This window comes from Nonomuraea sp. N2-4H (assembly GCF_045291505.1).
GTDB classification, from domain to species: Bacteria; Actinomycetota; Actinomycetes; order Streptosporangiales; family Streptosporangiaceae; genus Nonomuraea; species Nonomuraea fastidiosa.
In genome coordinates, this window is record NZ_CP147987.1 from 7,269,749 (window position 1) to 7,287,852 (window position 18,104).

Here is an 18,104-nt window from a genome sequence, read left to right on the forward strand (position 1 = left end):
TCCGATGCTGATCAAACAGCTGGCGGTGCACGCCCGCGACAGACGTGACCTCCCGCCGCCCTATTACCTCAACCGGCCCGTACGGTGGGCTATCGACTTGGACCAGGACGGAAGGCCTCGGGGAGGCACCCTGGTGGATTTGAGCACTCCTGAAGCCAAGGCAGGGATACTGCTCGACACCCCGTACGTCCAGCGCTCCGGCACTGGTTCACAGCCATTCCTGCTCACCGACACGCTGCAGTACGTCCTGGCGATGCCGAAGGACGACAGCGACAAGCAGCTGGCCGACGCCCGCCAACGCGCCAAGGATTTCGCCGAGCTGGTCCACCGCTGGGCCAAAGACGAACCCCGTGCCGAGCCGGTAGTCCGTTTCCTGGAACGCGGCATCTCGCAAGTGACAATTCCCGAGCAGGCCAAATCGTCTGACGTGGTAGCGATCCGCACAGATCAGGGATGGGTCCACGACCTGCCATCCGCAGTGGAGATGTGGGGGCAGATCGTCCTGGAGCGTAAGAGCGCCCAGGACGGTCATGGCATCTGCCTGTCCTGCGGCGAGCCGGGCCGCCTACTGGACACTATCCCCGTGCCTACTAGACCGGGCGGTATTCCCGTCACCGGTGGTCGCGGGGTAAACGCGCAACTTGTCTCCATCAACAAGGCCGCCCACGGACGTGGTGGCACCCTCCAGCTGGTAAACACCCCGATCTGCGTCTCCTGCGGCGGGCAGTCGATGTCTGTACTGAACACCCTCCTGTCAGACCGGCAGCACCATCACCGCAGCTCCGACAGCGTCCTCGTCTGGTGGCTACGTCGGCCAGCCCCGTTCTCCCTGCTGGGTGCCGTCCGCGACGCCCAGCCACAGGACGTCAACAGCATCATCGAGCAGGTCCACCTCCCGCCTGCGCGTCGCGCCGACTGGCTGGACGGCAACGACTTCTACGCAGTGACCCTGTCTGCGAACCAGAGCCGCGTCGTGATCCGCGACTGGATCAACGTCCCGCTGATCGATCTGTACGAGCGCCTGAATGCGTGGTTCGCCGACCACGAGATGACCGACTTGTGGGAGGACGGGCCGCAGCGGGTCGCACTGTGGCGGATGGCATCCGCCCTCGGCCGGTACGGCAAGCAGGGCTACGTCAAGGACACCGCACCTCACGGGGCCGAACGTGACCTGCTGGCTGCGGCCCTACACGGCACTCGCTTGCCCGCCCACCTGCTGGCCCGTCTCATCCAGCGCATCCGTGCCGACAACCGCGTGGACCTGCCACGTGCCGCGCTGCTGCGGCTGCTGCTCATCAGAGCCACCCCCGCCATGAAGGAGATTCTGTTGGAGCGCCTCAACATCGATACCGGCGACCCCGCCTACCTGTGCGGGCGCGTCTTCGCCGTACTCGAGGACATCCAGCGCACCGCGCTGGACAACGTCAACACCACTATCGGCGACAAGTTCTTCGGCGCAGCCATGGCCAGGCCGCTGGCGGTCCTCACCATGTTGCGGAAGAACGCCACCGGACATCTGAAGCGGCTGCGTGGCAGCAAGAAGGCCGCCGGGTACGCCTTGGACAAGCGCCTGGACGAGATCTTTCAGAAGTTCTCCGCCGAGCTGCCGGCCACGTTGGACCTTGCCGGCCAAGGGCGGTTCGTCCTCGGCTATCACCAGCAGCGAGCGGCCGACCGAGAGGCGGCCCGCGCGGCCGCTGCCGCCCGTACGAACTCCACCGAATCCGCTTGATCCGCCGTCCCCGTCATCCAGAAAGGATCGCTCCGGTATGTCCGTTCACCTGGACCCCGCCCGCAAGCACGACTTCGCCTTCCTGTTCGACGTACGCGACGGCAACCCGAACGGTGACCCCGACGCCGGCGGCATGCCCCGCACGGACCCCGAGACGGGGCACGGCCTGGTCACCGACGTGGCGATCAAGCGCAAGATCCGAAACATGGTGTCCCTGCTCAATGAGGGTGTCGCGGGTTACGACATCTACGTGGAGGCCGGCGTCGCGCTCAACGCCCAGCACGAGCGGGCCTATGCCGCGCTCAACCTGGACACCAAGCAGCGCCGCAAGTCCGAGCTCGAAGCGCAGCAGTGGATGTGCCAGACGTTCTACGACGTGCGCATGTTCGGCGCCGTCATGACGACCGGCACCAAGCCGTGCGGACGCGTGCAAGGCCCGCTGCAGCTCACCTTCTCCCGGTCCATCGATCCCGTGCTCCCCCAGGAACACGGCATCACGCGCATCACGCAGACCCGCCAGGACGACATCGACAAGGGCGAGTCGACCGAGATGGGCAACAAGCACATGATCCCCTACGCCCTTTACCTCGGATACGGCCACTTCAGCGCTCCCCTGGCCCGCCGTACCGGCGTCACCAGCCAGGACTTGGAGACCTTCTGGCGCGCCATGACGCTGATGTTCGAGCACGACCGCGCCTCCACGCGCGGCGAGATGGCGCTCCGCGGCCTGTACGTCTTCAGCCACGACGACCCTTTCGGCAAGGCTCCGGCTCATGAGCTGTTCAGCCGCGTCAAAGTCTCCTCGGTGGGGCCGATCCCGCGCTCGATCAGTGACTACACCATCGATGTCGAGAACGACCTCCCCGAGGGGGTCACGCTCACCAAGGTCGTCGGGTGACCGAGGTTCCAGGCCAGGCCGACGGCGTCCCGTCGATGCAAGTGACGCTGTCAGCCCTGGAACATCATGCCTACTGCCCGCGCCAAGCCGGGCTCATCCTCCTGGAGGACGGCTACGCCGACGATGCGTCCACCGTGCGCGGCACCCTCATGCACCAGCGCGTGCACGAACCAGGTCACGAGACACGGGGCGCAGTACGAACCCTGCGTGCCCTTCCCGTCTGGCATGACGGGCTGGGTCTCGCCGGCGTCTGCGACGTGGTCGAGATCCATCGGGACGGTCGGATCATCCCCATCGAGCACAAGTCCGGCTCGTATCAGGCAGGCGGCCCTGCCGACGTGCAGGTGACAGGCCAAGCGATGTGTCTGGAGGCCATGTTCGGCCGTGTCATTCGGCAGGCGATGGTGTATTCCGCCGCCGACCGCCGGAGGCACACGGTCACGATCGACGCTACCGCTCGGCAGCGCGTTCTCACCCTCGCCGACGAAGTACGGCACACCCTTGCATCGGCCTCGCTCCCTGAGGCCGTGGCCGACAAGCGGTGCCGACGCTGCTCGATGCATGACATGTGCATGCCTCGGGTCCTGGCCCGCAAGGAGACAGTCCAGCGCGCGGCGACCAACCTGTTTTCCCCTCAACCCGAGGCGGCATGGGATGACTGAACTCCTCAACACCCTCTACGTCCAAACGCAAGGAGCCAGCCTCCATCTCGACCACGACAGCCTGAAAGTCGTCGTGCCGGAATCACCAAAGAAGACGCTGCCCCTTCGCCGCCTAGATGGCATCGTCGTGTACGGTCACGTCTCTCTTTCCGCCGAACTGCTCGCTCGGTGCGCGGAAGACGGCAGAGCCGTCGTGTGGATGAGCCTGTCCGGGCGTTTCCTCGGTCGCGTCGACGGCCCTACCCGCGGCAACGTGATGCTCCGTCATGCGCAGCATCTCGCCTATGCCGACCAAGCCGTACGCCTGGGCATCGCGAAGAACTGCGTCGCCGGCAAGCTACAGAACTCCCGGCAACTCATCCTCCGTGGAGCACGCGACGCGACCGGAGACGCTCAAGTCACTCTGCGGAAGCTCGCGCAGGACATCGGCGATCTACTAGCCCGTGCACCTGAGGCCCAGAACCTCGATGAACTCATGGGGCTGGAAGGGCAGGCCGCTCGTCTCTACTTCGAGGGCCTGACCCACATGCTCCGGCTCCCGCCGGACATCGCCCCCTTCACCAGCCGCACCCGGCGTCCACCCACCGACCCCGTCAATGCCCTGCTGTCGTATCTGTACGGTCTGACGCGCGCTCTCGTCCACGGCGCGGCCGAGCAAGTGGGCTTGGACCCGTACCTCGGCTTCCTCCATGGCATGCGGCCTGGCAAGCCGGCTCTCGCTCTGGACCTTATGGAGGAGTTTCGTCCGCTTCATGCCGACCGCCTAGCGCTCAACCTGCTCAACCGCAAACAGCTGCGCAAGGAGCACTTCGAAACGCTGCCAGGTGGAGCCGTGCAGATGACAGAGGACGGACGCCGCCTGGTTCTTACTGAGTGGCAGGCATGGAAGAACAAGGACTGGCCACACAAGCTACTCGGGCGCAAGGTCTCCGCTTCGTTACTCCCCGTCGTCCAAGCGCGCCTGCTCGCCCGCCACCTGCGCGGCGAGCTCCCCGCGTACGTGCCCTGGATGGTCACCTGATGCAACTACTCCTCACCTACGACGTGGTGACCACAACACCAGAGGGGCGCCGCCGGCTGACGCCAGATGGCCAAGCTGTGCGAGGGATACGGGCATCGCGTCCAGAAGTCGGTATTCGAGATCACCTGCACAGACGCGGAGCTGCTGACCCTGCTCGACTCGGCGAGCCGGATCATCGATGCTTCCGACGACTCGGTACGCGTCTACCGACTGCCGAGCAACGGCTTCGAGACGGTCCATCGCCTTGGGGTCGCCGAACCCGCTCCTCATCATGATCCACTCATTCTGTAGTTCGGAACCTCAAGTGCTCATGCGACACACGACCGGTTCCCAAGGAGATACGTCACCGATTGTCCCCCAGTAAGAAAATCGCAGCTCCAGCGCGTCTGCAGCGCAAAGGCAAAATGCCTGCTCAGATGCCGTGGCGGTCGCCCTCAGGGGCGACCGAGGATCGCAACTGGCCCGCCTGGAGGAGAGCATCCTGACCCTCCGGTGGCGGTCGCCCTCAGGGGCGACCGAGGATCGCAACTCCGCGCCGGCGTGGTCGCGCTGGATGATCTCCAGTGTGGCGGTCGCCCTCAGGGGCGACCGAGGATCGCAACACCTCGCAGACAACGACGACAAAGGCCAAGGCGCGGAGTGGCGGTCGCCCTCAGGGGCGACCGAGGATCGCAACCCCTTGTGCGCGGTCACGGTGAACGGTGACGGTCGTGTGGCGGTCGCCCTCAGGGGCGACCCAGGACCGCAACTTGCCGACGATGACCGCCCGCGCGCGCAGGGTGTCGCGGGTGGCGGTCGCCCTCAGGGGCGACCGAGAATCGCAACCCACCGGCCGGGTTGGTGCGGGGCGGTGAGGGCCTTGGTGGCGTCGGTGCGCATCGCTCCGCGCGGCGGTGGAAGACCGGCCGCTGACCGTAGGCGGCTAATCCATGCGTTAGACGGATCAGGCATTGGCAGAACAAGGGATTGTTCGAGCAATGACTTCGTCAATGCGCGAACGAGGTTTCCGACGCGAGTGTCAGACCCATGCGTCCGACCGTTACGTCGACAAGCTTGGGGGCGACCATGCACGACCTTCCGCCGTCCGCGTTTTTGCGTAGGTCACCATCCGACCCAAGGCACAACTACAGCGCGCTGTGGGCGGGCCTCGCGCTCGTCGTCAGCGCCACATGCGGCTTCTCTCTCGGACGCGCCACCCAGGAGTCCTCACGTCCTATCGCGCCTGCTCCGGTGGCCATCCACTTCGCCATGGCGTCCCCGTCACCTACTGAGCCGAGCCATCCGGCGATGACAGCACCAGCGTCTCCCACGCCCTCCGCGCCACCTGCGCCGGCCAAGCAAGCCCTGTCTCTCTCCCAAGGGAGCGGTAAGGCCCGCAAGGCCGACCAGGGCAAGCCACACACGAAGGTGCGCGCTCACACCGGTCGCCGCAACCCGTGCAGCAAGCTGAAGGGGTTCAGGGCTCGGCTCTGCAGAACGCTTTTCAAGCGCTGAGCGCAGCCCCGTCCGCGTAATCCGCAGAATGGTCGCGCCGAGGCATTGCTGCAGGTCAAGCAGTACAGCCGTAGGACCCGCACAATGCCCCTGGCAGGTCAGCACATTGCCGCAGTATCCGCAGAACCGCCGCCCACCGAGCCTCACTCGCCGGTCGGCTCGTCCTCCACGACCAGCTCCACCTGATCCCCACGTAGCACCCTGCGATGCTTTCGCGGCCCCGGCACCACCTCGAACACCGGCACGCCCTCCGGCATCCCACCGAACTCCCGCAGCTCAGCGGACGTGGCCAGTTCCCGCCGCTCGTCCGGCGTAGGCATCCGCGTGATCACCCGCGCCCCGGCCGGCACCGCGTACGGCTCGCGCTTCGGCTCAGCGGCCACCATCGACCCCCGCTTGCGCACCGTGAGGATGCGCCCCTCGGCGCGGAGGTAGGCCAGGGCCTCGCGTACGGTGTCGCGGCCCACCTCGTACATCTGTGAAAGCTGAGCCTCCGAGGGCAACCACGCTCCGGGCCGGTAGCGGCCGGCCGTGATGTCGTCGCGGATCGCAGCCGCGACCTGGCGGTAGACCGGCACCCCAGAGCTGTAGTCGATCACGACACACGAGTGTCACAGGGCCATATTGCCATGAGCCTTGTGGCCATGAGCCCCTAGCGTTAACGTGGGCAAACACCTCTCCACGCGAGTTTTCAAGGAACCAATTATGCGAAATTAGGACGGAGGACGCAATTTCCATGACAACCGCCCGCGAAGCGCTGTCCGACCCTGACCTGCGTGGCGCGTTCCGGCGCTTCTACGTCTGGCGCGACCGCGACGGCCTGTGGCACGCCAAGCCACTCCCCAAGCTCACCCCGGAAGAGATCGCCTACCGGATCCTCCCCGAGCTGGTCGCCGAGTCCCCCATCCAGCTCGCCTACCGGTGTACGTGGCAGCGCAGCCGCCGCAAGGTCTACCGCTACCTGCAGCAGTACGAGGTGAGGAGCCCGGCCCTTGAGTCAGCCTCCTGAACCCCCGCAAGTGCGGTGGGAGCCGTACCGGCGCCGTCCCCGCGACCGCATCCGCATCACCGAGACCTCCTGCTGCGGCGCCTACGAGTGGGCCGCGCAGGGCGGGCTCTTCCTCATCCTGCGCCCCACCGCCCGGCCTGGCCGCTACGAGGAGACCGGCAGAGGGCTCTACCGCCAGGCCCGGGAGATCTGGGAAGCGCTCCTGGCCTACCACGAGCAGCGACACCAGCTACGAGCAGGCCGCCAGAAGCGAACCCCGTCCCGACGGTGAACGAGCCGCCTGAAACGGCGCGGCAAAGTGCGAGTTTCTGCGGCATAGCGCGGATCTTCACCGGCGCGTACGCGGGCACCCACCGCCCCGAGCCCGTACACACCCCACCCGGTTCTGCGGATTACGCGGCCGTACCGACGCAAGATCGCAGCTCATCGCCGCGCGGCGACAACCTCCTGCCGCCCCGCGTCCGGCACCCTCATGACGGGAAGGGAACAGAGGGACGCAAGGCCGATAACCCCAGCCGGCCGCGCGTGCCCGCCCTACCCTAGAGACACTGTGCCTCGGCGAGGGAGCGCGATGAGCAAGGCGACGGATGCCCCTACCTACCTTCGGATAGCCCAGGACATCCGCAGCCGCATCCTCCAGGGCGACCCGCCCGCCGGCGCCATGCTCCCCTCCGAAGCGACGCTCGCCCGCACGTACGGCGTCGCGCGGGGAACGGTCCGCCAGGCGGTGGCCGAGCTGGAACGTTCGGGGCTGGTGGCGAGCGAGGCCGGCCGGGGCCGGCGCGTCCTGGGCAGCGACCCGGCGACGGTCGTCCGCGCCGCGGCCACCCAGTACGAGACGATCGCCGAGACGCTCCGCAAGCGCATCGACAGCGGCGACCTCACAGGCCAGGCAACTCCCCGGTGAAGCGGCCATCGCCGAGGAGTTCGGGGTGTCGAAGGGTACGACCCGCCAGGCGCTGCAGCTCCTGGCCGGCGAAGGGCTCATCGCGGCCGTGCATGGCAAGGGCTGGTTCGTGGGCGGCCCCGAGCACGCACGCACCCGAGCCGATGCGATCGCCGCCGACCTCCGGCAGGAGATCGCCACCGGCAAGCTCGCCGCAGGGTCCGTCCTGCCCGGCGAGAACGCACTGGCCCAGGAACGCGGCGTCGCCCGCGTCACCGTCCGGCGCGCGTTCGCGCTCCTGGAAGCGGAAGGAGTCATCGAGAAGAGGCCCGGCATGGGCCGCGTCGTCAAAGCACGAGCCAAAGGTGACACGTGACCGTATCCCAGACGCCCCCGATCCCCTTCACCACCACCGAAGCCCTGGCGACCCTGCGCGAGACCTGCGAGACCGCAGGACTGTCCGGCCGGGACGCCCGCCTGATCCGCCTCGGCGAGAACGCCCTGTACGTCCTCCCCGCCGAGCACGTGGTCGTGAGGATCGCCCGCAGCGTCGAGGTACTGGACGACGTACGCAAGGAAGTGGCCGTCTCTGCCTGGCTGAACGACTCCGGCATACCAGCGGCCAGGACCACGTCCCACGACCAGCCCCTCATCGTCAGAGGCCACCCGGTGACATTTTGGCACCTCATCCCTGACAGCGGCTCGCCCGCCACCCTCGACGACCTGGCCGGCGTCCTGCGCGAACTCCACAGCCTGACCGTCCCCGCCGACCTGGGACTGCCGCCCCTTGGCATCCTCAGCCGCGTCTCCGAACGCATCCACGCCGCCCCCGACCTCACCGACGAGGACCGGGACTTCCTCCTGACACGGCGGCACGAACTGCAAAGCGCATACGACGCCCTGACCTTCCCCCTCACCCCCTGCGCCGTCCACGGCGACGCCCACAACGAGAACCTCATCAAGACCACCGACGGCACGGTCCTGCTCATCGACTTCGAACGCTTCGCCTTCGGCCCACCGGAAACGGACCTCGCCGTCACCGCTGTCGAACACTCCGTCGGCTGGGGGACGCGCGCCGACTACGACCGGTTCGCCGAACGGTACGGCTTCGACGTCCTGGCCTGGGAGGGTTACCCGGTGCTCAGGGACATCAACGAGCTGAAGATGACGACCTGGCTCATGCAGAACGTCAGCGAGAACGAAGCCATCGCGCAGGAGTTCCGCAACCGCATGCACTCACTGCGGAACCCCGACGCACCCCGGCGCTGGCGCGCTTTCTGAACGTCCTATAAGCGCTCGATTGACGCGTCCGGAATACCGTGTACGCAGCGATCGACGCGAAAGTTGAATGTCATACCACTTCAGTACTGGATTTTCCTGCCCCGGCCTGCCCGTGTGCCGATTTCCCAGGTAGGGGCACTCCTGACACTGGCACGGATGCGCGCCGCTTCGCCGCATCCACGTCCTGCCATATCGCCGATATATGCCTTACCCGCATATTCGCGACCTCAGTTATACCCTCATCCCGATGAGTCTCGTCGGGATGAAAACGGATCAAGCCCGGAACCTGGCAGCCGCTGCCGAGGTCGCGGGCGGAGCGCTCATGGTCCAGGGCGCGGTGATCCGGCGGCTGCTTGAGCGCTGGAACGGCGACGTCAGCCGGGTGGCCTCATTTCCGACGCACGCTTCATGGGCGCAAGACCAGGCAAAAGATATCCGGCGCCGCGCAGGCCAGCTTGAGCAGGACCCGGAGGGCAACTGGGTCATGGCAACCATGACCTTCGTACTGCAGTTCTGGGAGGACCATAAGGCCAAGGTGCAATCAGTGACCAAACCGCTCAAGGTGATGTCGATCCTGAGCGGTGTGGATGCCGCTGTTCAACTACAGCAACGCTGGGTTCAAGCCAGGAATGTGGCCAGCGCTCGTGCCGTCTATGAGGTCCGCCGCTACATGGGAGCCCTCCCCGGCAACCGCAAGCTCTCCGAGCTCATCTCGGAAATGCTCAAGGCGCGGAAAATCCAAGACCTCTACAAGCAGCCATGGCAGTGGCAGCAAACGCTGGCGGCCACCATGAAGCGGTGGAAGATCCCTGGCGGGGGTGTCCTGACCAAGAACCCTCCAGGGGCCGGCACCTTAGCCCGCTACCTCCTCCCTGTGACGGCCGTCGCCGGCCTCAAAGAAGCCGTGGCACCCACGCATGACGGTACGCAGGGCTGGGTGGACAGGGGCATGGGTGCTCTCCAAGCAGGCGGCGCGATCGCGGTCATGGGTGGAGCAAGCATGGCCACTGCGCTCGGCGCTTCGGCGGCGGTAGCAGCGGCTGTCCCCGTTGCCGGCTGGGTTGCGCTCGGCGTGGCCGGCGCCTATTTCCTTGGCAGTTGGGCCTGGGACAACTGGGGAGACACCATCAAAGCGGGCGTAGGAAAGGCCGTACAAGGCGCCAAAGACTTCATTGAGAAATTCAAGTTCTGGTGAGTTCTCATTCCTTTGATGTGCGGAGGCATCGTGACGTCAACTGAAGTGCCGCCCCGCGCGAGCAGCAACCGCCGCATCATTCCGCCTGCCGTGGACGGTCTGCTCGCGCTGCTGACCGGGATCATCGCAGCCGGTCCGTATAGGGAAACGCTCGTCTACTGGCCGATCTTTATCGCGGCACTGCTCGTGATGTCCTTCTGCAATCACGTGCTCCTGACGATCGCGTTCGGCGGAAGCATCGGCAAGCTGCTGACCGGCCTGCGAACCATCCGTATAAGCGACCTTGAGAAGCCGACCATCGGCCCGGCGACCCGCCGATGGCTGTGGGGCTTCTTCTACATCTTGTGCGTCCCCATCATGATGCTCACCGGCACCGACATGGACCACCTGGACATCGCCGGCCTGCGGATCGTTCGGAGAGTCGACGTCCGCCGCTTGAAAGGCTGATCGACGGTGGACGTACGCCTCGACATGGAACTGGACCAGTTCCGCACACAGATCAGCGAGGCCCTGGCCAACGGCGGCACACAATCACTAATCCGATTAACCGACGAAGAACTCGCCGTCCTCGACCCCGAAGAAACCCTCATCCCCAAACCTCACCTGGCCGCCATGGACGCCCAGCAGCGCGAATGGGCCATGGCCACCGCTCTACGATCCCTCGTCGCCCGCGAGACCATCGAAATCCACAACATCGAGGAACTCGCCGCCACCCTGCACGGCGCCCCGGAAACCGCCGTGGACATGCGCATCAGAGTGGACGTCGACCTCGCGCTCACCCTGCGCCGCACCGCAGACCGAGCCCTCGCCGTCAAACAGCACAGCGCCGCCGGCACCGCCTACGCCCACATCCACATCCACGCCCCGAACCTGCTCCTCATCGAGCGCATCACGGCCGGCGGCATGCACCTGTTCACCCTGGCCGACAACGTGCAGGACGCAGTGAACCTCATACAGCCCCTGCTCGACCCCTTCGGCGTGGCCGACCGCAACGGCCCCATCATCACCCTGGATCCCACCGCCCTGGACCGCGAGCACGTCGGCCCGCTCGCCACAGTGATCGACAACGCTCAAATCGTCTGCGAACTCGTGCTCCTCAGCGACCCACCCGGCCCCATGATGACCACGTACGCCACCAACCGCGCGGTCTGGGCCGTAACCGTGGACAGACCGCACGCACCAACCGGCATCACCGCCAGACCGGTCAGCCACACCGGCCTCTCGGCCTCCCTCGCCGACATGCTCAAAGACCGGAAAGCCGACCATGCCTGACCGCTTGAGCGAATGGCAGGCGGACATGCGCCTCATCGCCGAAGCCGCCGACGGCATCGAACGAACCCTGCAAGCAGTGGACGCCACCTGCGACAGCAGCATCTGGGCCGGCCCCGCCGGCGACCGCTTCCGCGAAGAATGGGCCCAGCGACGCGCGGCCATCCGCGCAGCCCTCAACGACGTCAGAACCCAGACACAGCAGATCACCGCAAGAGTGAAGCGCGAAGAAGAGCAACACCTCACGGGCAGCCCCAACGGAGCACGCGCAAGCGCTTACTGAACAGCGATCATCCGTCTGTGGTTGCAGGCGTGCTGCCTCCGCTGCGGTGCACGGGAGCACTTACCCTCGAACCGACAGCTTCACCCCAGAGTCGGGGGTCTCCGACACGAGGATCAGGGAACTTTCTTGGCTACGGAGGTCGAGATCAGCACGGCCCCGTTCACCCGCCCTCGCCCTGGACCGCAGCTTCGGCGTCATCCGCACCGTGGTGAAGCAGACAACCACCTGCTATCGCTGACTCACCAAATGAGCCGTGGCCTCAATCGCTCTCCTGCGAATACTTCCGGGCGACGACAGCGTTGAACTCCGCAACCTGCCTATCGCCCGCATACGCGTCCAGCTCCGCCTGCAGATCCCTGATGTACCGGAGATACCGTTCCGACTTGAGCGGCCCGGCGAGGTCGATCGCCTCCAGCGCCACGGCAGCGGCCTGCGACGGCTCTCCCATGTGGACGTAGCTCGCCGCCTGCACCAGCCGATCGAAGGCCAGGGTCCGCACGTACATCGGGTCGCAGAGCCCCACCGCCTGGCCGACGAACTCCATCGCCTGGCCCGGCTTGCGCAGGTCCCGGTAACAATGGGCGCCCTCGCTGGCCAGCTCGGCGGCGTCGAAATACCCGACCCACGACGGGTCCTCATCCACGTTGCGCTTGGCGAACCACTTCTCCGCCTCAAGCAGGGCTCGGGCGCATGCGGCCTCGTCGCCGTTACCGGCGTGCGCACGGGCCTCCATCGCATAGAACAGCGCCATGGGCGTGGCGGTGGAGTGGTTACGGCAGCCCTCCTGCGCCGCGCGCGCGAGCTGGATGGCCTGGTCGTAGCGGCCGAGGTAGTTGGCCTGGTGGCTCATGTCGGCCAGGATGAGGCCGCCCAGCATGCGGTCGCCGGACATCTGCGCAAGGCGCAGCCCTTGCAGGAAATAGCGCTGGGCGAGCCCGTGCCGACCGAGGTCGTACGCCGTCCACGCCACCAGTTCCGTGATTTCGGCCGCCGCCGCGAACAACGCCCGCCCCACCGACTCCTCGTATTTTCCGTCGAGCAGGGGAACGACTTCCCGGTTGTAATACTGCACGAGCGCCGAGCGCGCATGACCGCCGCCGAACTGAAAGCCCATGTTCGCGAAAAGCTGCGTGGTGGCGCGAATGGTCTGCACGTCCCACGGGCCGACCGAAGGCCGCGCGTGCTCGCGCACCGGAAGTGGCTCCGGACGGGACAGCAACCACGCGATAAGGGACTCGTTCCAGGCGTCGGGGACGACCACCGACTGCAGCGCAACCGGGTCGTCGGCGAGGTCGCGGCGGGTCAGGCCCAGCAGCCGGCTGCCCACGTCAGAGACGCCGCCGCCGTGAGCGAGCGTGCGTTCCAGCGTCTCGGGAGTCACGACGGCGGCGAAGCCGATGTCGTCGAGCGTGAACGTGACGCCCGCCTTCCTGCTGAGCGCCTCGGCGATGAACCGCGCGGTCGCCGGCCGGGGCCGTACGCCATCGAGCCAGCGTTTCACGTCCACGTGCGTACAGCGCAGCGTCACGCCTTCTTCCTGCGCAATCTGTCGCACTCGTGAAGCAAGTCCCGAATTAGAACAATCCGCCCGCCGCATTGCATCGGCAAGCGCCACATTGGGCATTCGAGACATTCTCACCTCCGCACGTGATCGCTCCGCCAATCATGGCGCGAACACGGCCTCGAAGCCCGCGTTATGCCGACAAAATCGAGCCCACGTTTCCCCTGGTCAGGACTTGAATCACCCCCAAAAATCACCCCCTGTGCATTCAGTCCCGATCATGTGCACAGTGTTGCCGCAGCTCCCGGTGCGGAACTCTTAGATCAGCGACAGCGGCTGAGCCGAGCACCACAGGACTCCGACACGAACCGTCCCTAGGGCTTGACTCTCCGTAGCTGTACATGTTCTATGTCTGTTAGTACCTGCTCTGCAGGTCTGAACCGAGAGGCTCAACATGCTCGTCCGTCCGCGCAAGGTGCTCCCGACCGTCATCACGATCTGCCTCGCCCTCTACGCCATGAAGGACCCGGAGGGCGCGGCGACCGTCGTCAAGGCGGCGGCGCACGTGCTCATGAGCGCGTCCGAGTCGATCACCCGGTTCATCCAGACCGTCAGCAACTGAACCCAGAAAGAGACCCGAACAGTGGCCTACAACCTGAACCGTCCGCTCCATCCGGCGCGCATGTCGCTCGCCGACCTCGAAACGCTCTGGCAGAGCGGTGACGAGACGCCGCTCCCCGAGTGCACGTACGACCCGGAGCTGCACACCGGCCCGCGGCTCACCATCGAAAGCGCCGAGGAGCGCGCCGCCCGCGAGGCCGTGGCGCGCGACGTCTGCCTCACCTGCCCTGCCCTGCGGCTCTGCGAGCTGTACGCACAGCGAGTCCGCCCGACCTCGGGCATCTGGGCCGGCCGTACGCCCGCCGAGCTGACCATCCACAGCACCGCATCGGAAGAGCTGGAGGTGGCCTGACATGGCCCGCCGCACCCGTACCCGCTTCTGGGATCCGTCCGGCCGCCGGTACGGCATCCCCACCTACCCGAGGAAGAAGGTCCCGCCTCACCTGCGCACGCTGCGCCAGCTCGCCGCCGAGGGGCTCCGCCCGGGGCCTCAAGGACCGCAGGCGCAGGTCCTGTGGTGCTCGCGCGTTCCCGGCCGGCCTCGCGTCCGTGCCGCCTACCTGTACGACGTGCGCCTCGCCCTGCCGAAGCGCACCCCGGGAAAGCGCACTCGCACCACGGCACCCAAGGGCCGTACGTGTCCCGAGTGCCTGACCGAGCCCATCGACCACCGCTTCGGCGTGTGCCCCGACTGCGCCGAGGAGGTGGCGGCATGACCAGCCCCGTCTCGACGAAGACTGCCGCGCACCCGCTGACCGCCGGCGAGCGCACCGCCATCGAGATCACCGCAGCCGCCACGGGAGCGCTCGGCCTGCTCGGGTTCGTCAACAGCTTCGAGCGGGTGGCCACCGCGGCGGAGCCGTCGTTCGGATGGTTCGCCTGGACCGTTCCACTCGGTATCGATCTCGGCATCGCCGTGTTCTCCGCGCTGGACATCGTCCTGGCCCGGCTCGGTATGCGGCTGGGCTGGCTGCGGTTCATCCCGTGGGCGCTGACGGCGGCGACCGTCTACCTCAACGTGGCCGCGTACGTCAGCGTCCCCGACTGGTTCGCCGTCGTCGCCCATGCGCTGCTGCCGCTGCTGTGGGTGTTCGCCGTCGAGGTGGGCGCGCACGTCGTACGCAAGCACGCCGACCTGGCCCGGCCGGATCGCATGGACGGCATCCGCCGCTCCCGCTGGCTGCTCGCCCCGCTGGCCACGGTCTGCCTGTGGCGCCGGATGGTGCTCTGGGAGATCCGCAGCTATCCGGAGGCGCTCGGACAGGAGCGCGAACGCATCCTCGCCAAGACCGAGCTGCAGGACCGGTACGGCCGGCTGTGGCGCTGGAAGGCGACCAGGCGCGAGCGAGCGCTGTACCGCCTCGGCGAGCTCACGCCCAAGCACCTGCAGTTCCCGCCGCCCGAACCGGCAAGGGCCGCCCTGCCGCCTGTACCGCAGAAGCGCCGCAGGCGGCGGACCAGATCGGCACCCGCGCCGAAGAACGTAGGAGACCTCATGCCTCTGGGACGGCACATCGCCGCCACCCTGGCCGCGCAAGGCCAGCCGCTGACCCGCGACCGCCTCCGCGACGCCATACGCGAGACCGGCCGGAGCATCTCGACCGACCGCGCGGGCGCGCTCCTCGCCCTGCTCAAAGCGGAGGTACCGGAAGGAGAAGCCGCCTGATGGGCCTCACCATCACCGACACGCGCATGACCTCGGACGGCTGCCCGAACGTGGCCGAACTCCGCGCGGGCGGATGGACGGTCACCGGCTACCCGGGACGGCTGTTCGACCGCCACCAGGCCATCACCGCCATGCTCCTCGCCGAGCTGCTGGCCCTGACCGCGCAGGCGGACGGACCGCACGTACCGACCGCTCGAAAGACCACCGAAGAGAAGCGGTCCGACCGCACCTCGACCGCTCGCACCACTGACTGGGACGCGGCCTCATCCGCCAAGACAACGACCGCGCCCCAGCGCTCCACCGCCCTTCAGACAGCAGAGGTTCCATCATCATGACGCAGCCACCGGACAACCCCAAAGACGAAGACGACAAGGGCGCGGACATCGTCGACCTCAACGCGGCGCGGTCCGGCCGTCGGTCCGAGCCGGAGCCGCCCGTCCTGGAGGGCGAGGTGGTCAGGGTGGACCAGCCCGGCCCGTCCCGTACGGACTGGCGGGCGAGCCTGGAGCGCAAGGTGACCACCCGGCAGCCGATCATCCCGCTGTGGCTGCGCTCCCGCGCCGAGGCCGTCGAGACGCTCACGTGGGCCGGTCGCCATTACGCCCACGTGGCCGGCTATCAGCTCGTCCGCACGCCGCTGTACGCCGGGCGGCTCGTCGCCCGCGCCCCGCGCGGCCTGGTCCGCCTGGTGGGCGGGCTCGTGCGGTGGACGTTCGACCTGGAGGGAGAGCCCGCGCGCATGGCCGCCGTCCGCAAGTCCGACTACGACGGGTACCTGAAGCTGAGCAGGCAACGGGACATCCGCGTCAGGGCGCGCGGCTGGATGACCGGGCTCATCCTGGCCGCACTGCTGGTCCTGGCCGTCGTCACGGTCAACCAGCCCACCGCCGCCCAGTGGGGGCTGCTCGCCGTGATCGTGGCCCTGCTGGGCATCATCGGCAAGCCCGCCGACCGGCCGCTGATCAACCGCGCGGTGATGGCGTCCGAGGTGGAGAAGCTCACCAGCGACATCGTGGTACGCGCGCTGAGCGTGCTCGGCATCGCCGGCATCACGCAGGCGCTGTCCAAGAACCCGAAGGACGCGATCCGGTTCGTCGCCCCGATCACCCGCGACGGCCCCGGCTGGCGGGCCGACATCGACCTGCCGTACGGCGTCACCGTCGCCGACGTGATGGACAAGCGCGACCGCCTGGCCAGCGCGCTGCGCCGCCCGCTGGGCTGCATCTGGCCGGAGGGCGACAGCTCCGTCCACGAGGGCCGGCTGATCCTGTGGGTCGGCGACAAGGACCTGTCCAAGACCGTCGTACGGTCGCCGCTGCGGCAGGCGGGCTCGCACGACGTGTTCAAGGGGGTGCCGTTCGGCAACGACCCGCGCGGGCGCCTGGTCACGGTGCCGCTGATCCAGCACAACGTGCTGATCGGCTCCCAGCCAGGCCAGGGCAAGACGTCGTCCATCCGCGAGCTGGCCGCCGGGGTCGTGCTCGATCCCACGGTGGAGGCGTGGTTCCACGAGCTGAAGGGGACCGGGGACCTGGACCCGTACGAGAAGGTCTGCCACCGGTACGTCTCCGGCATCGAGGACGAGGCCATCGCCTATGCCGCCGACTCGCTGACTCTGCTGCGCAAGGAGGTGATGCGCCGCTCGGCCGCGCTCAAGGCGCTGCCCGCGGACCTGTGCCCGGACAAGCGGGTCACCCGCGCCATCGCCGACAAGCGCTCGCTGGGACTGCATCCGCTGGTCTGCATCATCGACGAGTGCCAGAACCTGTTCGCCCACGCCGAGTACGGCGACAAGGCCGGCGATGACGCCGAGTTCATCATCAAGCTGGGCCGCGCCCTGGGCGTCGTGCTGATCCTGGCCACCCAGCGCCCGGACCGCGACAGCCTGCCCACGGGCATCTCCGCGAACGTCTCCATCCGGTTCTGCCTTCGGGTGGCCGGCCAGCTGGAGAACGACATGATCCTCGGCACGTCGGCGTACAAGAACGGCATCCGCGCCACGGTGTTCGTCCCGGAGAAGGACGCGGGCACCGGCTACCTGGTCGGGGCGACGCCGATGCCCAAGGTGGTCAAGGCCGCCTACCTGAACACGCCGGAGACGCAGCTCATCGCCGACCGGGCGTACGCGCTGCGCAAGGCACGGGGAACGCTGGGCGGTCACGCGCTCGGCGAGACGCCCGAGCAGGCCGCGCCGAGCTTCGACCTGCTGGCCGACATCCTCGCCGTGGTCCCGCCGTCCGAGGCCAAGGTGTGGAACGAAGTCGTCGTGGATCGCCTGGCCGAGCTGCGGCCCGACGCGTACGGCGCGTGGGCGGCGCTGGAGGGCGGCGCGAAGACGGCCCAGCTCACCACCGCGCTCAAGCCGTACGGGGTGCGCACGATGCAGGTCTGGGGCACGCCGGAGAGCGGCGGCAAGGGCGCCAACCGCATCGGCATCGCCCGCGACGACATCACCACCGCCATCACGCAGCGCGACAAGGGCAAGGCGTCGTAGCCCGCGCCGATCGCCTCTAGACCTAGAGGCGCACCCCTCTAGGTCTAGAGGCTCCCCTAGAGCCCGAATCCCTGTTCCACCTGGGCTCTAGT

General features: G+C 67.5%; 22 protein-coding genes. 20 read left to right on the plus strand and 2 right to left on the minus strand.

The window, feature by feature from the left end; translation table 11 throughout:
- The first annotated feature begins 4 nt into the window (after positions 1 to 4).
- The 5 genes from cas8c to cas2 all read left to right on the plus strand — a co-directional run bounded on the left by cas8c (position 5) and on the right by cas2 (position 4,604).
- On the plus strand, positions 5 to 1,732 hold the full coding sequence (cas8c, locus tag WBK31_RS33470) for a type I-C CRISPR-associated protein Cas8c/Csd1 (RefSeq protein ID WP_406673694.1): 1,728 nt from the start codon (positions 5 to 7) through the stop codon (positions 1,730 to 1,732).
- Positions 1,733 to 1,769: 37 nt separating this feature from the next.
- The gene (gene cas7c / locus WBK31_RS33475; protein WP_406673695.1) at positions 1,770 to 2,630 is read left to right on the plus strand and encodes a type I-C CRISPR-associated protein Cas7/Csd2; all 861 of its coding nucleotides are present in this window, start codon (positions 1,770 to 1,772) and stop codon (positions 2,628 to 2,630) included.
- Positions 2,627 to 3,292 carry a CRISPR-associated protein Cas4 gene (cas4, locus tag WBK31_RS33480; RefSeq protein ID WP_406673696.1) on the plus strand — a complete coding sequence of 222 codons (666 nt, stop codon included), beginning with the start codon at positions 2,627 to 2,629 and terminating at the stop codon, positions 3,290 to 3,292. Before cas7c ends, cas4 begins: the two co-directional genes overlap by 4 nt.
- Positions 3,285 to 4,313, plus strand: coding sequence for a type I-C CRISPR-associated endonuclease Cas1c (cas1c, locus tag WBK31_RS33485; protein ID WP_406673697.1), 1,029 nt, complete (start codon positions 3,285 to 3,287; stop codon positions 4,311 to 4,313). The genes cas4 and cas1c overlap by 8 nt, the downstream gene beginning before the upstream one ends.
- A 66-nt stretch (positions 4,314 to 4,379) precedes the next feature.
- Positions 4,380 to 4,604, plus strand: a complete 225-nt coding sequence (gene cas2, locus WBK31_RS33490) for a CRISPR-associated endonuclease Cas2 (RefSeq protein WP_406673698.1) — start codon at positions 4,380 to 4,382, stop codon at positions 4,602 to 4,604.
- 1,346 nt (positions 4,605 to 5,950) lie between these two features.
- On the opposite strand, the gene WBK31_RS33495 is transcribed toward cas2, so the two are convergent.
- A complete protein-coding gene (locus tag WBK31_RS33495; RefSeq protein ID WP_406673699.1) occupies positions 5,951 to 6,406 on the minus strand; it encodes a GntR family transcriptional regulator in 456 nt (151 codons plus the stop codon).
- A 137-nt stretch (positions 6,407 to 6,543) separates the two neighbouring features.
- Here WBK31_RS33495 and WBK31_RS33500 point away from each other — a divergent pair, with 137 nt between their 5' ends.
- From WBK31_RS33500 to WBK31_RS33540, 9 genes are all read left to right on the plus strand, one after another.
- On the plus strand, positions 6,544 to 6,816 hold the full coding sequence (locus WBK31_RS33500; protein WP_406673700.1) for a hypothetical protein: 273 nt from the start codon (positions 6,544 to 6,546) through the stop codon (positions 6,814 to 6,816).
- Positions 6,800 to 7,087, plus strand: a complete 288-nt coding sequence (locus tag WBK31_RS33505) for a hypothetical protein (protein ID WP_406673701.1) — start codon at positions 6,800 to 6,802, stop codon at positions 7,085 to 7,087. The genes WBK31_RS33500 and WBK31_RS33505 overlap by 17 nt, the downstream gene beginning before the upstream one ends.
- A 300-nt stretch (positions 7,088 to 7,387) precedes the next feature.
- Positions 7,388 to 7,723 (plus strand): GntR family transcriptional regulator, encoded by a 336-nt coding sequence (locus WBK31_RS33510; RefSeq protein WP_406673702.1) that lies wholly within the window; start codon positions 7,388 to 7,390, stop codon positions 7,721 to 7,723.
- A 25-nt stretch (positions 7,724 to 7,748) separates the two neighbouring features.
- Positions 7,749 to 8,078, plus strand: a complete 330-nt coding sequence (locus WBK31_RS33515) for a GntR family transcriptional regulator (RefSeq protein ID WP_406673703.1) — start codon at positions 7,749 to 7,751, stop codon at positions 8,076 to 8,078.
- Positions 8,075 to 8,983 (plus strand): phosphotransferase, encoded by a 909-nt coding sequence (locus WBK31_RS33520; RefSeq protein ID WP_406673704.1) that lies wholly within the window; start codon positions 8,075 to 8,077, stop codon positions 8,981 to 8,983. Before WBK31_RS33515 ends, WBK31_RS33520 begins: the two co-directional genes overlap by 4 nt.
- 247 nt (positions 8,984 to 9,230) lie before the next feature.
- Positions 9,231 to 10,178, plus strand: a complete 948-nt coding sequence (locus WBK31_RS33525) for a hypothetical protein (protein ID WP_406673705.1) — start codon at positions 9,231 to 9,233, stop codon at positions 10,176 to 10,178.
- A gap of 30 nt (positions 10,179 to 10,208) precedes the next feature.
- Positions 10,209 to 10,625: an RDD family protein gene (locus WBK31_RS33530; RefSeq protein WP_406673706.1), complete on the plus strand. Its 417-nt coding sequence runs from the start codon at positions 10,209 to 10,211 to the stop codon at positions 10,623 to 10,625.
- A 6-nt stretch (positions 10,626 to 10,631) separates the two neighbouring features.
- Entirely contained in the window at positions 10,632 to 11,450 is an 819-nt protein-coding gene (locus WBK31_RS33535; protein ID WP_406673707.1) for a hypothetical protein, read from the plus strand.
- Between the two features lie 4 nt (positions 11,451 to 11,454).
- A complete protein-coding gene (locus tag WBK31_RS33540) occupies positions 11,455 to 11,730 on the plus strand; it encodes a hypothetical protein (RefSeq protein WP_406673708.1) in 276 nt (91 codons plus the stop codon).
- Between the two features lie 259 nt (positions 11,731 to 11,989).
- Here the strand turns inward: WBK31_RS33540 and WBK31_RS33545 are convergent, their stop codons facing one another.
- Positions 11,990 to 13,354: a hypothetical protein gene (locus WBK31_RS33545; RefSeq protein WP_406673709.1), complete on the minus strand. Its 1,365-nt coding sequence runs from the start codon at positions 13,352 to 13,354 to the stop codon at positions 11,990 to 11,992.
- Between the two features lie 331 nt (positions 13,355 to 13,685).
- Between WBK31_RS33545 and WBK31_RS33550 the strand changes: the two genes are divergently transcribed.
- The 6 genes from WBK31_RS33550 to WBK31_RS33575 are packed head-to-tail and all read left to right on the plus strand — an operon-like array spanning position 13,686 to position 18,012.
- Positions 13,686 to 13,853, plus strand: coding sequence for a hypothetical protein (locus WBK31_RS33550; RefSeq protein ID WP_406673710.1), 168 nt, complete (start codon positions 13,686 to 13,688; stop codon positions 13,851 to 13,853).
- Positions 13,854 to 13,874: 21 nt separating this feature from the next.
- The gene (locus tag WBK31_RS33555) at positions 13,875 to 14,204 is read left to right on the plus strand and encodes a WhiB family transcriptional regulator (protein WP_406673711.1); all 330 of its coding nucleotides are present in this window, start codon (positions 13,875 to 13,877) and stop codon (positions 14,202 to 14,204) included.
- 1 nt (position 14,205) lies between these two features.
- On the plus strand, positions 14,206 to 14,568 hold the full coding sequence (locus WBK31_RS33560; protein WP_406673712.1) for a hypothetical protein: 363 nt from the start codon (positions 14,206 to 14,208) through the stop codon (positions 14,566 to 14,568).
- Entirely contained in the window at positions 14,565 to 15,518 is a 954-nt protein-coding gene (locus tag WBK31_RS33565; protein ID WP_406673713.1) for a DUF2637 domain-containing protein, read from the plus strand. Before WBK31_RS33560 ends, WBK31_RS33565 begins: the two co-directional genes overlap by 4 nt.
- Positions 15,518 to 15,853: a hypothetical protein gene (locus WBK31_RS33570; RefSeq protein ID WP_406673714.1), complete on the plus strand. Its 336-nt coding sequence runs from the start codon at positions 15,518 to 15,520 to the stop codon at positions 15,851 to 15,853. The genes WBK31_RS33565 and WBK31_RS33570 overlap by 1 nt, the downstream gene beginning before the upstream one ends.
- Complete coding sequence (locus WBK31_RS33575) at positions 15,850 to 18,012, plus strand: cell division protein FtsK (protein ID WP_406673715.1); 2,163 nt, start codon at positions 15,850 to 15,852, stop codon at positions 18,010 to 18,012. The genes WBK31_RS33570 and WBK31_RS33575 overlap by 4 nt, the downstream gene beginning before the upstream one ends.
- The last annotated feature ends 92 nt before the right edge of the window (positions 18,013 to 18,104 follow it).

Coding starts and splice junctions, on each gene's coding strand:
- cas8c (WP_406673694.1), top strand. CDS start 5: ATGCTGATCAAACAGCTGGCGGTGCACGCCCGCGACAGACGTGACCTC.
- cas7c (WP_406673695.1), top strand. CDS start 1,770: ATGTCCGTTCACCTGGACCCCGCCCGCAAGCACGACTTCGCCTTCCTG.
- cas1c (WP_406673697.1), top strand. CDS start 3,285: ATGACTGAACTCCTCAACACCCTCTACGTCCAAACGCAAGGAGCCAGC.
- cas2 (WP_406673698.1), top strand. CDS start 4,380: ATGGCCAAGCTGTGCGAGGGATACGGGCATCGCGTCCAGAAGTCGGTA.
- WBK31_RS33500 (WP_406673700.1), top strand. CDS start 6,544: ATGACAACCGCCCGCGAAGCGCTGTCCGACCCTGACCTGCGTGGCGCG.
- WBK31_RS33510 (WP_406673702.1), top strand. CDS start 7,388: ATGAGCAAGGCGACGGATGCCCCTACCTACCTTCGGATAGCCCAGGAC.
- WBK31_RS33525 (WP_406673705.1), top strand. CDS start 9,231: ATGAGTCTCGTCGGGATGAAAACGGATCAAGCCCGGAACCTGGCAGCC.
- WBK31_RS33545 (WP_406673709.1), bottom strand. CDS start 13,354: ATGCCCAATGTGGCGCTTGCCGATGCAATGCGGCGGGCGGATTGTTCT.
- WBK31_RS33550 (WP_406673710.1), top strand. CDS start 13,686: ATGCTCGTCCGTCCGCGCAAGGTGCTCCCGACCGTCATCACGATCTGC.
- WBK31_RS33560 (WP_406673712.1), top strand. CDS start 14,206: ATGGCCCGCCGCACCCGTACCCGCTTCTGGGATCCGTCCGGCCGCCGG.
- WBK31_RS33565 (WP_406673713.1), top strand. CDS start 14,565: ATGACCAGCCCCGTCTCGACGAAGACTGCCGCGCACCCGCTGACCGCC.
- WBK31_RS33570 (WP_406673714.1), top strand. CDS start 15,518: ATGGGCCTCACCATCACCGACACGCGCATGACCTCGGACGGCTGCCCG.
- WBK31_RS33575 (WP_406673715.1), top strand. CDS start 15,850: ATGACGCAGCCACCGGACAACCCCAAAGACGAAGACGACAAGGGCGCG.